Raw genomic sequence first — 13,844 nt, 5'->3', positions numbered from 1 at the left:
GCTCGGCCGCTACGGGAACGGGTAAGCCCGAAGCGGCCGGGCGGGAACCCCCCGGCGACCGACTGCTTCCCGGAGTCCTCCTCCGGGAAGCGACGTTCAGGGCTTGACCGTGACGTTGATCTTGAAGGAGCGGTCCACCAGGCCCGGCGCGAGCGCCTTGGCCAGGAAGAACTCCACCTCGGATGTCCCCGGGTTGCGGGGGGTGAAGAAGAACTCTCGGGTGGCCGGTCCCCCATTGAGGCCCGGCTCGAAGTTGGCCTCGCGCAGACCCACGCGCTTGGCGGCGGTGGGCTCGATGGCCCAGGTGAAGCCCGGCTGCTCGGGCAGGCGCACGGTGAGGCCGTGGTTGAGCTTCACGTCCACGCTCGTGGGCACCTCGCCCTCGATGTGGACCAGCTCCATCTCGTCGCGAGAGACCGCGCGCGCCTCGGACGGACGGGGCTCCACGTTCTCCGCGCCGATGCGGCCGCCCCAACCGGACGTCTTGTCCACCACGCCCATGACCTGCAGCGTGTGGCCCACGAACTTGCGCAGCCCCTTCACCGCGGCCTTGCCCTCGATGAGGAACGAGACCTGCTGACGGGTGCCGCCGTTGGACACGACGAGCACGAACTCCTCGCCCGTCATCTCGAGGTTGCCGCGCACCGCCGCGAAGCCCTTGATGCCCGCGCCCATGCCGGCCGCCGTCACCATGGAGACCTCGCCGGGCGACAGGTAGCGCAGCCGGGGCTCGGTGTCCGCCGGGGGCGCCTCCACCACCTCGGCCTCCGGCTTCTTGGCGGAGTACTTGCGCACGTCCACCACGCCGCCGTGGTTGGTCGTCTTGCGGATCAACCCGCTGACGGAGACCTTGTGGTTCACGTACGCCGGCAGGACCTCCTGGTCCGGCCCCTGGAGCAGGAAGGTGAGCTCTCGCTTGTCGCGTCCCACCACCACCAGGTTGGGCATCTCGTTGAGGACGACCAGGCGGCCCTTGAGGCTGCCCTCGCCCGTCACGCCGCGGCCCTCACCGGCGGTGAGCAGCTGCTCCATCTCGCGCTTGGTGAGCGGCTCGCCCGGAGGCGGCAGCTTGGTGGCGCGGGGACGGGGCTTCTCCACGGCGGGGATGACGGGCGCGGAGGCCTTGGAGCCCGCCTTGCCGCCAGCGGCCTTGCCAGCGGGCGCCTTCGCCGCGGGGGCGGCCGGAGCCTTGGCCGTGGCGGACTTGGCGGCGGGAGCGGGCTTGGCGGCGGACTTCTTGGTCGCGGCGGCCTTCTCGGTCTTGTCGACCTTCTCCGCCTTCTCGGCGGCCTTGCCCTTCTCGGGGGCGACCTCCGCGGCCACCTTCTTCGCCGCGGACTTCGCGCCCTTGGCCACCGTCTCCGCGACGGCCTTGACCGCCTTCGTCGTCGAGGTGGCGACGCGCTTGGACGCGTTCTTGATCAGATCCAGCCGGGCGGATTTATCCTTCTTCGCGGCGGGCTTCGCGCCAGTCTTTCCAGCGGGAGTCGCCTTCTTGGCCCCGGACTTGGGCTTGGCCATCGACGCTGTCTCCTTGAGAGTTCCCGTGTACTTTCAACGGGTTGCCAAGCCACCCCCAGGAGGACTGGCAGGCTTCGCGATGATTGGAGCTTGTAACGATGATCAGCAGGGCTGTCAAACTAACACTTGATTTTCTCTCGGACTTTGGGTGCGAACAGCCCTGGAGAACACGCGCATGAACGACGCCGCGACACTGCTGCCGGAGGACGAGGCCCGGGCCCGGGTGCTGGCCCTGGTCCCCCCCCTGGCCACGGAGTGGGTGTCCCTGGACGAGGGCCTGGGCCGGACGCTGGCGGAGGACGTGATGGCCCAGCGCACCCTGCCCCCCTGGGACAACTCGGCCATGGACGGCTACGCGGTGCGCGCCTCCGACCTCACGGGGCCCTTGCCGGTGAGACTGCCCGTGTTGGAGACGGTCTACGCGGGCGCCACGCCCCGGCACGAGGTCCGCCCGGGCACCTGCGTGCGGATCATGACCGGCGCCCCCCTGCCCGACGGCGCGGACGCGGTGGTGATGCGCGAGCGCGCCCGCCCCGTCCCCAACGGCGGCGCGGATCAGGTGGACATCCTGGAGGCGGTGGAGTCCGGCCAGTTCGTGCGGCCGCGGGGCGAGGACGCCCACGAGGGGGCGCTGCTGCTGGCCCGGGGCACGCCCCTGGGCATCCCCGAGCTGGGGCTGTTGTGGGGCCAGGGCCAGCTGTCCATCCCCGTCCCCCGCGCGCCCCGGGTGGCCATCCTCTCCACCGGGGACGAGCTGTGCCGGGCCGACGAGCCCCCCAAGGGCCGCATCGTCGACACCAACGCCCCGTCCCTGGCGCTGGCGGTGCGCCGCGCGGGCGGACTGCCGTCCCTGCTGGGCATCGCGCAGGACACGCGGGACTCGGTGAGCGAGTTCCTGTCGCGCGCCCACGGCTTCGACGTGGTGCTCACCAGCGCGGGCGTGTCCGTGGGCGAGCGGGACTACGTGAAGGAGGTCCTGGCGGCCCTGGGCGTGGAACAGCACCTGTGGCGCGTGGCCATCAAGCCCGGCAAGCCGCTGGTGGTGGGCAAGCGCGGCAGCACGCTGTTCTTCGGCCTGCCCGGCAACCCCACCTCGTCCCTGGTGACGTTCGAGCTGTTCGTCCGGCCGGCGCTGCGCCGCCTGCTGGGGCACTCGGACGTGGCCCCCATCCGGGTGTCCGGGCGGTTGGACGGCCGCCTGGCCAAGAGCCCGGGGCTGGCGCATTTCGTCCGGGTGACGGCCACCTGGCGGGAAGGAAGCTTGTGGGCACGGCCGTTGTCCACCCAGACGTCCGGAGCGCTGCGCTCCGCGGCCTCCGCGACGCACCTGCTGCACTTCCCCCGGGAGGCCAGCAGCTTGTCTCATGGGGACGGTGTGGAGTTGCTACCGGTCTCCTGGGGGGCTTGAGAAACCGAAGGCGTCCGTCACGCATCCTTTCCGCGATTCCAGGTGGGCTCCGTTGGTGAGTCCGCCTTGACTTGCGTTCCGTGGGGCACCAAACAGGGGGCCTCGCAGCCGGAGAACAGAACACCATGTCGGATACTCGCTCACCCCAGGTCCTTCCGACCCGAAAGCCCACCCAGCATCTGGAGCGCTTCTCGGAGGCGGACGTCCCCACGGGGCGTGGACCGCTGAGGACCATCGTCTTCCGGGACAAGCGCAACGGCCGCGAGCACGTGGCGCTCGTGGCGGGGAGTGTGTCGGGCGTGGAGGGGGTGCCGGTGCGCATCCACTCCGAGTGCCTGACGAGCGAGGTCTTCGGCAGCCTCAAGTGCGACTGCCGCGAGCAGCTGGACCGGGCGCTGGACTTCATCACCCAGCAGGGCCTGGGCGTGGTGCTCTACCTGCGGCAGGAGGGCCGGGGCATCGGCCTGGGGAACAAGATCAAGGCGTACGCGCTGCAGGCCAAGGGGCTGGACACGTACGAGGCGAACCGGCAGCTGGGCTTCGCGGACGACCTGCGCAGCTACGACATCGCCGCGGAGATGCTGCGCTCGCTGGACGTACGCTCGGTGGACCTCATCACCAACAACCCGCTGAAGATCGCCGGGATGGTGGAGGAAGGGATTCCGGTCCTGCGTCGAATCCCTTCCCGGACCGAGCACAATCCGCATAACGTCGACTACCTGAGGACGAAGCGCGAGCGTACGGGGCACCTGATTGAGCTCTTCGCCGAGGACGACGACACGGAAGCCAAGGCCGGCTGAGAAGACGCCCGCGCGGCGGCGCGACACCGCCGTGCGCAATCAGGCGCGCGTGCCGTTCGAGGTGCGCTTCTGGGGTGTGCGCGGTTCCATCCCCGCCCCGGGTCCGCAGACGAAGCGCTACGGGGGCAACACGCCGTGCGTGGAGGTGCGGTGCGGGGACGAGCTGCTGATCTTCGATCTGGGCTCCGGGGCGCGAGCGCTGGGTGACGCGCTGCTGGCGTCGGGCACGTCGCCGGTGCGCGGCAACATCTTCATCTCGCACTACCACTACGACCACCTGCAGGGGCTCCCCTTCTTCGCGCCCATCTTCATCCCGACGAGCGAGCTGACGGTGAACGGGCCCGCGCGCAACGGGCGCAGCACGCGCGAGCTGCTCAGCGGGCAGATGGTGCAGCCCTACTTCCCGGTGACGGCCGAGGGCACGTTCCGCGCGAAGCTGACGTATCGGGACCTGGCGCCCGGGGACACGCTGCGGGTGGGCCCCGCGAAGGTGCGGTGGCTGGAGCTGAACCACCCGGGCGGCAACCTGGGCTACCGCGTGGAGTGCGGCGACAGGTCCGTGGTGTACGCGACGGACGTGGAGCACGGCAGCGAGCTGGACGCGGCGATGTTCGAGTTCGCGCGCGGCGCGGACCTGTTCATCTACGACTCCATGTACACGGAGGACGAGTACCACGGCCGCAGTGGGCCGGCGCGCACGGGCTGGGGCCACTCGACGTGGCAGGCCGCCGTGGCCGCCGCGGACGCGGCCGAGGTCAAGACGCTGGTGCTCTTCCACCACGACCCGTCGCGCGACGACGTGGCCATGGACAAGCTGCTGCGTCAGGTGCGCAAGCACCGCCCGGAGGCCATCGCCGCCAAGGAGGCGATGGTCCTCTCGCTGTAGCTCAGGCGCCGCCGCGCTGGCGGGCCACCGCGCGCTTCACCGTCTCGCGCAATCCCACGAAGGGCAGGCGCTCCAGGGCGGTGGGCACGTCCACCCACTCGAAGGTGTCGTGCTCCGGGCCCAGGCGGACCTCCGCGTCCGGAGGGGCCTGGACGGCGAAGCCGTTCTCCCGCGCGAGCACGGGGGGCAGCGTCTCGCCGATGGCGAAGGCGTGCTGGTAGTGGAGGTCCTCGGGAGCAAGGCGCAGTCCGGTCTCCTCCTCGAGCTCGCGGGCGGCGGCCAGGGCGGGTGATTCACCGGGCTCCACGCGGCCCGTGAGGATCTGCCAGAAGCCTCCGCGCTCGGGGCGGCGGCGCACGAGCAGGACGCGGGCCTCGGGGCCATGTCCGCGCACCACGGCGACGCTGACGGTGGACATGGGCGGCGGCGCATCGACGCGCTCGCTGTCGAACACGGCGCAGAAGCTGCGAGCCAGGGCCTCTTCCACGTCGGACACGGGGATGGCGTTGCCACGCTCGCGCTGCATGGACGTGACGCCGGCCTCGCGGATGCCGCACGGGACGATGAAGCGGAAGTGCTCCATCTTCGTGTTCACGTTGAGCGCGAAGCCGTGCGTGGTGAGCCAGCGGGAGATGTGGACGCCGATGGCGGCGATCTTCCGCGCGTCCGGGGCGCCCTCCTCGCCAATCCACACACCGGGCCACTTGGGGATGGGGCCGGCGGTGATGCCCCACTCGGACAGCACCTGCATGATGGAGCGCTCCACGTCGCGCACGTAGCGACGCACGTCACGGCGCGACTCGGGGAGCAGGAAGATGGGGTAGCCGACGATCTGCCCGGGGCCGTGGTAGGTGACGTCGCCGCCGCGGTTGGTCTCGAAGACCTGGACGCCCTCGGCGGAGAGGCTCGCGTCGGAGGCGGTGATGTTCTCGCGCTTCGCGCCTCGGCCGAGGGTCAGCACGGGCGGGTGCTCCAGGAGGAGCAGTGCGTCCGAGCAGAGCCCCTCGCGACGCGCGTCGCCGAACAGGCGCATGAGCTCGAGGCCGTCCTCGTACTCCACCCGGCCGAGCCGGTAGACGGTGATGGTGTTCACGACGTTCCCTTCTTGCGCCGCCCCTTGCGAGCAGGGGCTGGCTTCGTGACTTTGTCGAGGTCCCAGGTGCCTGGGGGGATGCGCTGGAGGAGCGCCCGGAGCTCATGGCCCGCGCGCGCGGAACGCGCGGCCTCCGCCACGAGCACGACGAGGGCCTTCTCGGACACCGTCGTCGTGTGCTCACGCGCGGCGAGGTGGGCCCAGGCCATGTCCCTGTATTCGGCGGAGGTGGGCGGACGCAGGGACACGAGGCGCTGGACGTGCTCCAGGATGCTCACTGTGACGGTGCCGCGCATGGCACGCGAGAGTGCGTCCGTGGTGGGGATGTTGAGGCGGAGGCCATTTCCACGCAGCGCGAGCTTGCTCGACGTGGGTGACTTGCCCCGCGCGCTGAGCACCACCGTGGGCCTCGAGGCCCGACCCAGGAAGGCGCTGAGTGTGCGCTGCTGTTCCGTGGTCAGCTGGTCCACGTCCTCGATGAACAGCGGCGTGGAGGATGGAGCCGCCGTGAGCGCGTCGACCGTGGTGAGAGCGCCCTGCCCTTCTCGCTGGAGCATCTGGAGCAAGGTGCTCTTCCCACAGCCCTCCGCACCGATGAGCAGCACGCAGCGGACGCCCGTGCGGAGTGCATCGATGAGCGCACTCCGCGCCTCCGGCTGCCCGATGAAGTCCGGCGCGCTCGGAGTCGGCGTCTCGACGCGAGGACGGGCCGGGAGCGACACCGGGCTCACCGAGTCACCGAACAGGGATGATGAGGCCGTGAGACAGGCCTTGCAGATGAACGCGCCCGCCGGTCCCGCGACGAGCTCACCAATCTCCGCGCGAGGTCGGCAACAGAACGAGCACCACGCGTCCAGCGTCACGTCCGCGCGGGTGGGGCCACGCTCGATGATGCGCGGCTTGCGTCGACGCTGGGGTGGCGTGTCCTCCACGTCGTGAGGCTCGCGCGCGACGTCATCCTCACCGCCTTCGAATTCGTCAGACGACTCGCGCAGCGGCGCTCCGAACGGACGGGTTCCCGTCACACCCAAGAGGTGGGGCTGGCTCGCCTCGGCGCTCACGAACTCGCCCTGGTCCCCCAGAAGCCAGGTCTCATCCTCGACCTCGGATGCGCCGCTCGACCCCACCGCGCCCGACGTGTCATCGGCTCCGGACACGCCAGCCACCGGGCCATCCCACGCATCGAGCAGCCCTGGACTCCAGGACGCATCGTCAGAGCCAGCGCCACCCATGAGTCGATCGCCACCGAAGCTTCGTGCTCGACTTCGCGCACCTGCGCTCCGGGCCATGAATCGGAAGTCTGGCGACGCTCGGGCTGTCACGCTCGAGGCCTCGCCGGAACTCGCACTGTCGTCAGCGTCCAGTTCCCAGTCCCGCGCCGGCACTCCGGCTGTCACGCCCGACGACTGGCCACGCGTCGAGCCAGAGCGCTCGCTGTCGGCCCCGACCCTGCTCCGGCCTCGCGGCGCGAGTCCTCCCTGCTCGGGAGATTCCCCTCCCCCATCGTCGGCTGATCGCGAGCAGGGCGAAGCTCCGGCTGTCACGCGCGACGTCACACCAGCGCCAATGCTGTCGTGCGAATCAGCGCCCCCCCCCTGTCGAGGCGGCCCGGCCCTTCCCGGAGACGCTCCTGTGCTTTCGTCCGTCGGAGCGAGCGCGTCATCTCGCGACGCCTCGGCCTCGTACGAGTCGCTCCCACGCGACAGCTGGGCCTCCAGGCGCTGCAGGTCTTCACTCACCTCTGTGTCCAACACCCACGCGGTGACTTCGGCAGGTGCTTGCGCGAGCCCAGGCGCCTCCTCCTCGCGCAGCGCGGCTTCGATGAGGCGCTGCCTCAACGCCAGCTCCAATGACGAGACACCCTCCTCGCCTCCCATCATCAAGGGTGCTGGAGGGGCAGGCTCCTCAGCATCCATCGCCGACATCCGCTCGAGTCGCGCCACCTCGTCGGCGATGTCCGCGCGGCGCGCATCCAGTCGGCGCGCATGGCGCAGCAACTGGAGCGCCCGAGGTGCGTTCCCCGCGCGCTGGAAGAGCGTCGCGGCCTGGAACAACAGCTCCACCGCACGAGGCGCGTCACCGCTCAGCTCGGCGGACTGCGCGGCGCGGATCAGCTCGCGAGGGTTCTCGGCCATACCGACAGAGCCTAACCGTCTTGGAGGACCACCGCCCGACCTCCGTCGAGCGGGCGGTCCGTCCCCTGGCAACCCCACGGGACGCCCTACCGTGGACACGAGGCCCGGGAGCCTCCGCTCACCGGGCCCGCATCCAGGGACCTCAGGTCATCGCCAGGAACAGCATGTCCGGCTTCTCGAGGTACTTGATGACTTCGTACACGAAGTCCGCGGCCACCGAGCCGTCGATGACGCGGTGGTCGCACGACAGCGACAGGTTCATCATGTCGCGGACCACGACCTGGTCCTTCACCACGGCCGGGCGCTTCTTGAGCTTGTGCACGCCCATGATGCCCACCTCGGGGTGGTTGATGATGGGCGTGGCGAACAGGCCGCCCGTCTGCCCCAGCGAGGTGATGGTGAAGGTGCCGCCCGTCAGCTCCTCCATCTTCAGCTTGCGCTCACGCGCCGCCACACCCAGCCGCGACGTCTCGCGCGCCAGCTCGGCCAGCGTCAGCCGGTCCGCGTCCTTCACCACCGCCACCGTCAGGCCGTCCGGCGTCGCCACCGCCATGCCGATGTTGTACTCGCCGCGCACCACCAGCTCCTGCGCCGCCTCGTCGAAGTTGGCGTTCAGGTGCGGGAAGCGCTTCAGCGCGGCGATGGTCGCCTTGATGATGAACGGCAGGTAGTTGATCTTCGTGTTGTCGCCCACCGCCGCCAGCTGCGCGTTGAGCCGGGCACGCAGCGCCACCAGCTCCGTCGCGTCCACTTCCTCCACGAAGGCGAAGTGCGGCATCGTGAACTTCGAGCGCACCATCTTCTCGGCGATCTTCTTGCGCAGGCCTCGCAGCGGCACGCGCTCGTCCGACCGACCCGCCGACACGGAGGGCGCCGCGGGGCGCGCCTGGGCCGGCGCCGCCACCACCACGTTCTTCTGCTCGCCGCCACCCTCCAGCGCCGCCACCACGTCCGCCTTCGTCACCCGCCCCTGCGGACCACTGCCGGAGATGGTCGTCAGGTCCAGCCCGTGCTCACGCGCCATCCGACGCGTCACCGGCGTGGCCAGCACCTTCGTCGCCTGCGTCGACGCCGCGGCAGCCGCCTGGGCGGGCGCCGCCGCCGAAGCCGCCGGAGCGGGAGCCCCGTGGCCCGCGGCCTGGACCGGCGCGGCGCCTTCGATCTCCATCGTCACCAGCGGGTGGTGCACCTTCGCGATGTCCCCTTCCTTGCCGTGCGTCTGGATGACACGGCCGGCCTTCGGGCTGGGGACGGTGACGGTGGCCTTGTCCGTCATCACCTCGGCGAGCACCTGGTCTTCCTTGACGACGTCGCCGGCCTTGACGTGCCACTTGACCAGCTCGCCCTCCATCACGCCTTCACCGAGGTCGGGGAGCTTGAATTCGAAGGTTGCCATGGGGTGTCTTTCCGAGAGGAACGGGGGTTGCGTCAAGGCTCGAATCGGGCCCGCTCAGCCGAGTCGCTCCAGGCGCTCGCGCTCCATCAGGCCCTTCATGAAGAACTCGGCGGCGCGATAGCTGGAACGAACCAGCGGACCCGAGGCCACGTAGAGGAAACCGTAGGACTCGGCCAGCTTCTTGTACGACTCGAACTGCGCCGGAGTGACGAAGCGCTCCACGCGCAGGTGGTACTGCGAGGGCTGCAGGTACTGTCCCAGCGTGAGCACGTCCACGCCCACGCCGCGCAAATCCTTGAAGGTCTGCTCCAGCTCGGCGTCCGTCTCGCCCAGGCCCACCATGACCGACGTCTTGGTGTAGAGGCCCTCGGGACGGTTCTTCAGGTACTCGAGCACGCGCAGCGACTGGGCGTACTTCGCGCGCCGGTCCCGCACCGTCGGCGTCAGCCGCTCCACCGTCTCCACGTTGTGCGCGACGACGTGCGGCCGGGCCTCGGCCACCGTGGCCAGGTCCTTCTCCACGCCCTTGAAGTCGGGGATGAGCACCTCGACGATGGTGCGCGGGCTCTCGCGGCGCAGCTCGCGAATCGCGGAGGCGAAGTGGCTGGCGCCACCGTCGGGCCGGTCATCCCGGTTCACCGACGTGACGACGATGTACTCCAGGTCCATCTCCTTGACGGCCTGGGCCAGGTGGATGGGCTCCATCGGATCCAACGGCGGCGGAGCGCCCACCTTCACGTGGCAGAAGCGGCACGCGCGCGTGCAGACCTCGCCCATCAGCATCACCGTGGCCGTGCCACCACCCCAGCACTCGGCGATGTTCGGGCAGCGGGCCTCTTCGCACACGGTGGCCAGCTTCGTGCGCTTCACGATGGCCTTGACCCGCTCGTACCCCTCGCCGTGAGGCAGGCGGACCTTCAGCCAGTCCGGCTTGCGGGTCGTCTCTGTCACCTGGGGGAGAGGGAACCGGTCAGGAGTCGCCATGGGTCGCGGGCCTTCTATGGTTTGGGCGGAAGACGTTCAAGCGGGAAGCCTCTAACGCGAGGCGTTAGCACCCGCAGGGCCTTCGCGCACGTCGTCTCCCTACTAATGCCCGCGCCCCGGCCGGGCAGCCCCCTGTCGGCGAGCACCGGGGCCCCCGGATGCCCAGCCTGAAGCCCATGGCCGCCATCCACCTGGGCACCAGCGGGTACGTCTACAAGGACTGGAAGCAGCGCTTCTACCCCACCGGCCTGCCGGCCCGCCGCTGGCTCTCCTGGTATGCGCGCGTCTTCCCCACGGTGGAGATCAACGCGACCTTCTACCGGCTGCCCACGCCCCAGGCCGTGGACCGCTGGCGCGACCAGGTCCCCGGCCGCTTCCGCTTCGCCTGCAAGGGCAGCCGCTTCCTCACCCACTTCAAGCGCCTCACCGACGTGGACGAGGGCCTGGAGCGCTTCTACGCCCCCGTCCTGCGCCTGGGCCGCAAGCTGGGCCCCATCCTCTGGCAGCTCCCGCCCCACATGACGCGGGCGGACCCGGAGAAGCTGGACCGCTTCCTCGCCCACCAGCCTCGGGGCATCCGCCAGGTCGTCGAGTTCCGTCACGCGGCCTGGTACCACCCGGAGGTGCTGGACGTCCTGGAGCGGCACCGCGCCGGGCTCTGCGAGCACGACCTGCTGCCCGAGCCGATTCCCCACCCCACCGGGGGCTTGCGCTACCTGCGCTTCCACGGCACCCAGGCCCGGTACGTGGGCCGCTACGGCAAGGCGGCCCTGCGCCCCGTGGCGCGCGACTTGAAGCGCTGGAGGGACGCGGGCCACACCGCCTGGGTCTACTTCAACAACGACTCGCGAGGGCACGCGCTGCTGGACGCGCTGGACCTGGCGGAGCTGCTGGACCTGGGCATCGGGAGGACGCCGGAAATGGAGAGGCCGCCCTCGAAGCTCGCGCTCCGGGACGGCCCCAGCGGGCACCCGTGAGGGGCGCCCGTCCTCCACCCTCGCCGACTAGAAGTGGCGCGGGTGACCCAGCGTGGCCTCGGCGCCCTCGTGGACGATCTCCGAGAGCGTCGGGTGGGCGTGGATGGTGCCCGCCAGCTCCTCGGTGGTGATCTCCAGCTTCAGCGCGACGCAGGCCTCGGCCAGCAGCTCCGTGGCGTGCGGACCGATGATGTGGATGCCCAGCACCTCGTCGTACTTCTTGTCGGAGACGATCTTGATGAGGCCCGTGGACTCGTTGGTGATGGCGGACTTCGTCACCGCGCCGAACGGGGCGTTGCCGATCTTGACGTCGTAGCCGCGCTCCTTGGCCTTCTTCTCCGTCAGGCCCACCGAGGCGACCTCGGGGTAGCAGTACGTGGCGGACGGGGTGAGGTCGTAGTTGATGGGCTGCGGGTTCTTGCCCGCGATGTGCTCCACCGCGACCACGCACTCGGCGCTGGCCATGTGGGCCAGCATCGGGGTGGGGATGACGTCGCCCACCGCGTAGACGTTGGGCTCGCTGGTGCGCAGCATCGAGTCGACCTTGATGTAGCCGCGCTCGGTCTTGATGGACGTCTTGTCCAGGCCCACGTCGTCCGTCACCGGCGAGCGGCCCACGGCCGACAGGAGGATCTCCGCCTCCAGCGTCTTGGTCTCGTTGCCGACCTTCATCGTGACGCGCACGCCGTCCGCCGTGTGCTCCACCTTCTCCACCGCGGAGCCCGTGTGCACGTCGATGCCGCGGCGGCGGAAGATCTTCTCCAGCTCCTTGGAGATGTCCGCGTCCTCGATGGGCAAGAGCGCCGGCAGGTACTCCACGATGGCCGTCTTGCTGCCCACGTGGTTGAAGATGGACGCGAACTCACAGCCGACCGCGCCCGCGCCCAGGACGATGATGCTCTTGGGGATGCGCTCGAGCTGCAGGATGGAGTCGCTGTTGAGCACGCGCTTGTGGTCCACCGGCACGTTCGGCAGGGACTTGGGGACCGAGCCCGTCGCGATGATGACGTTCTTGGCGTCCAGCACCTGCTTGGTGCCGTCGGCGGCGGTGACCTCCACCTTGCCCTTGCCCGCGATGCGGCCGTGGCCCTTGATGACCGTCACCTTGTTCTTCTTCATCAAGAAGTCGATGCCGTTGGCACCCTTGGTGACGACCTTGTCCTTGTGCTTCATCGCGTTCGGCCAGTTGACCGTCGGGCTCGACAGGTCGATGCCGAAGTCCCCGGCCTCCTTGACGTGGTGGAACAGCTCCGCCGTCCACAGCAGGGACTTGGTGGGGATGCACCCGCGGTGGAGGCACGTGCCACCCAGACGCTTGTCCTTCTCGATGATGGCCGTCTTCAGCCCGAGTTGCCCCGCGCGGATGGCGCCCACGTAGCCGCCAGGGCCCGAACCGATGATCACCACGTCGAACGTCTCAGCCACGCACGCCTCCGTCATTATTTGCGGATGGAACCCGGTGGGGCTGATAACCCCCGCTCCCGGTTGGAATCAAGGAGATTGCTCGTGCGCCGTTTCCCGCTCAGAACCCTCCTCCTGATGCTCGTGGCGCTCATCGCCTTCGGCCGTCTGTGGTGCGTGACGCACCAGGATGTGACGAGCGCTGCCCCGCCCGAGCGCCCCCCCGCCCGGGCCGCCGCCTCCCCGGCCGCCCCCGTCACGCTCGGCTCGCCCGACTGTCTCGCCCTGGAGCGGGCCCTGGACGCCGCCCTGCGCGCCCCCGAGGTCCCCACCGTCCTGGACGATGCCCGGGCGCGCCTGAAGGCCTGCGCCCAGCCCACCGCGCGCGCCTGCGAGCTGGGGCCGGCCCTGAATGCCCGGGCCCCGTTCAGCCAGGGAGTGGACACTCCGCTGCGGGGCCTCCTGGCCACGCTGTGCGAGCAGTGCCCGGGCCGGGTGAACCCCTGCGCGCAGCGCGTGGGTCAGGCCCTGCTGGACGCCACCGTGGGCCGCGCGCCGGAGGTCCCCGAGCTGCTGTGGAACCTGGAGCACGCGGGGCCGGGCACGGCGGGAGCCTGCGACACCCTCGTCCGGTTGGGGCTGGCCCCGGCCGCCCAGGCGGAGGTCGCCCTGCCCGCGACGGTGCTCCCATTGCTGGAGGGTCTCGCCCCCCGCTGCCAGGGGGCCGGGCTCCTTCCCGTGTCCGTGCTGCGCGCGGCGGCGCTCCAGCAGGGGGACAAGGTGCCCACGCTCCGGACGCTCGTCAGCGCGCCGCGCGTGGAGACCGAGCCGGTGAAGCCGGATCAGCTCACCGGGGCCCAGCCCGGCTTCCAGGCCTTCGACGGGGACGAGAACACGCGCGTCGCGGTGAGCAACGCGGCGAAGACCTCACGCTGGGCGGCGGATGGGGCGCTGCGCGCGGGCTACGCGCCCACGCTCAAGCACCTGGTGGGCGTGCGCGTCCGGGCGAAGGGCGCGGGCACGCTGCGCGCGGTCGTGCGCACCCCGAAGGGCGTGGGGCTCGGTGACCCGGAGGGAGGTTTCTCGTTCGTGAACCCCACGGTGTGCCGCTACCAGGGCACGGGCGCGTGGGAGAGCTGCGTGCTGACCGTGCCGCAGGTGGACGTGGACGCGGTCAGCGTGTTCCCCGAGAGCGCGGACGGCCAGCTCGCGGAGCTGGAGATACTCGGCGCCCGGTGAGTTC

General features: G+C 70.4%; 11 protein-coding genes. 5 read left to right on the top strand and 6 right to left on the bottom strand.

Annotated features, from left to right (window positions below; all coding sequences use genetic code 11):
• Window positions 1-96: 96 nt before the first annotated feature.
• Entirely contained in the window at window positions 97-1,521 is a 1,425-nt protein-coding gene (locus tag VZQ01_RS37525) for a protease inhibitor I42 family protein (protein WP_223747637.1), read from the bottom strand.
• A gap of 175 nt (window positions 1,522-1,696) precedes the next feature.
• Here VZQ01_RS37525 and VZQ01_RS37520 point away from each other — a divergent pair, with 175 nt between their 5' ends.
• The 3 genes from VZQ01_RS37520 (at window position 1,697) to VZQ01_RS37510 (ending at window position 4,615) form a co-directional block, all read left to right on the top strand.
• Complete coding sequence (locus tag VZQ01_RS37520) at window positions 1,697-2,929, top strand: molybdopterin molybdotransferase MoeA (protein WP_223747636.1); 1,233 nt, start codon at window positions 1,697-1,699, stop codon at window positions 2,927-2,929.
• A 125-nt stretch (window positions 2,930-3,054) separates the two neighbouring features.
• Window positions 3,055-3,729 carry a GTP cyclohydrolase II gene (gene ribA, locus VZQ01_RS37515; RefSeq protein WP_141325957.1) on the top strand — a complete coding sequence of 225 codons (675 nt, stop codon included), beginning with the start codon at window positions 3,055-3,057 and terminating at the stop codon, window positions 3,727-3,729.
• A 49-nt stretch (window positions 3,730-3,778) separates the two neighbouring features.
• On the top strand, window positions 3,779-4,615 hold the full coding sequence (locus VZQ01_RS37510; protein ID WP_223747739.1) for an MBL fold metallo-hydrolase: 837 nt from the start codon (window positions 3,779-3,781) through the stop codon (window positions 4,613-4,615).
• A 1-nt stretch (window position 4,616) separates the two neighbouring features.
• Here the strand turns inward: VZQ01_RS37510 and lipB are convergent, their stop codons facing one another.
• The 4 genes from lipB to lipA all read right to left on the bottom strand — a co-directional run bounded on the left by lipB (window position 4,617) and on the right by lipA (window position 10,223).
• Entirely contained in the window at window positions 4,617-5,708 is a 1,092-nt protein-coding gene (gene lipB, locus VZQ01_RS37505; protein ID WP_426746060.1) for a lipoyl(octanoyl) transferase LipB, read from the bottom strand.
• A complete protein-coding gene (locus VZQ01_RS37500) occupies window positions 5,705-6,865 on the bottom strand; it encodes a ClpX C4-type zinc finger protein (protein ID WP_426746059.1) in 1,161 nt (386 codons plus the stop codon). The genes lipB and VZQ01_RS37500 overlap by 4 nt, the downstream gene beginning before the upstream one ends.
• A 1,120-nt stretch (window positions 6,866-7,985) precedes the next feature.
• Complete coding sequence (locus tag VZQ01_RS37495; RefSeq protein ID WP_426746058.1) at window positions 7,986-9,239, bottom strand: dihydrolipoamide acetyltransferase family protein; 1,254 nt, start codon at window positions 9,237-9,239, stop codon at window positions 7,986-7,988.
• Window positions 9,240-9,293: 54 nt separating this feature from the next.
• Window positions 9,294-10,223 (bottom strand): lipoyl synthase, encoded by a 930-nt coding sequence (gene lipA / locus VZQ01_RS37490; RefSeq protein ID WP_223747632.1) that lies wholly within the window; start codon window positions 10,221-10,223, stop codon window positions 9,294-9,296.
• Between the two features lie 158 nt (window positions 10,224-10,381).
• Here lipA and VZQ01_RS37485 point away from each other — a divergent pair, with 158 nt between their 5' ends.
• Entirely contained in the window at window positions 10,382-11,200 is an 819-nt protein-coding gene (locus tag VZQ01_RS37485) for a DUF72 domain-containing protein (RefSeq protein WP_426746057.1), read from the top strand.
• Between the two features lie 27 nt (window positions 11,201-11,227).
• Here the strand turns inward: VZQ01_RS37485 and lpdA are convergent, their stop codons facing one another.
• Window positions 11,228-12,625, bottom strand: coding sequence for a dihydrolipoyl dehydrogenase (lpdA, locus tag VZQ01_RS37480; RefSeq protein ID WP_223747630.1), 1,398 nt, complete (start codon window positions 12,623-12,625; stop codon window positions 11,228-11,230).
• An 81-nt stretch (window positions 12,626-12,706) separates the two neighbouring features.
• Between lpdA and VZQ01_RS37475 the strand changes: the two genes are divergently transcribed.
• A complete protein-coding gene (locus tag VZQ01_RS37475; protein ID WP_426746056.1) occupies window positions 12,707-13,840 on the top strand; it encodes a hypothetical protein in 1,134 nt (377 codons plus the stop codon).
• The last annotated feature ends 4 nt before the right edge of the window (window positions 13,841-13,844 follow it).

This window comes from Myxococcus faecalis, assembly GCF_050039385.1.
GTDB lineage: Bacteria > Myxococcota > Myxococcia > Myxococcales > Myxococcaceae > Myxococcus > Myxococcus fulvus.
The sequence above is the reverse complement of the archived record's forward strand: the minus strand, read 5'-3'. Positions and strand labels throughout refer to the sequence as shown.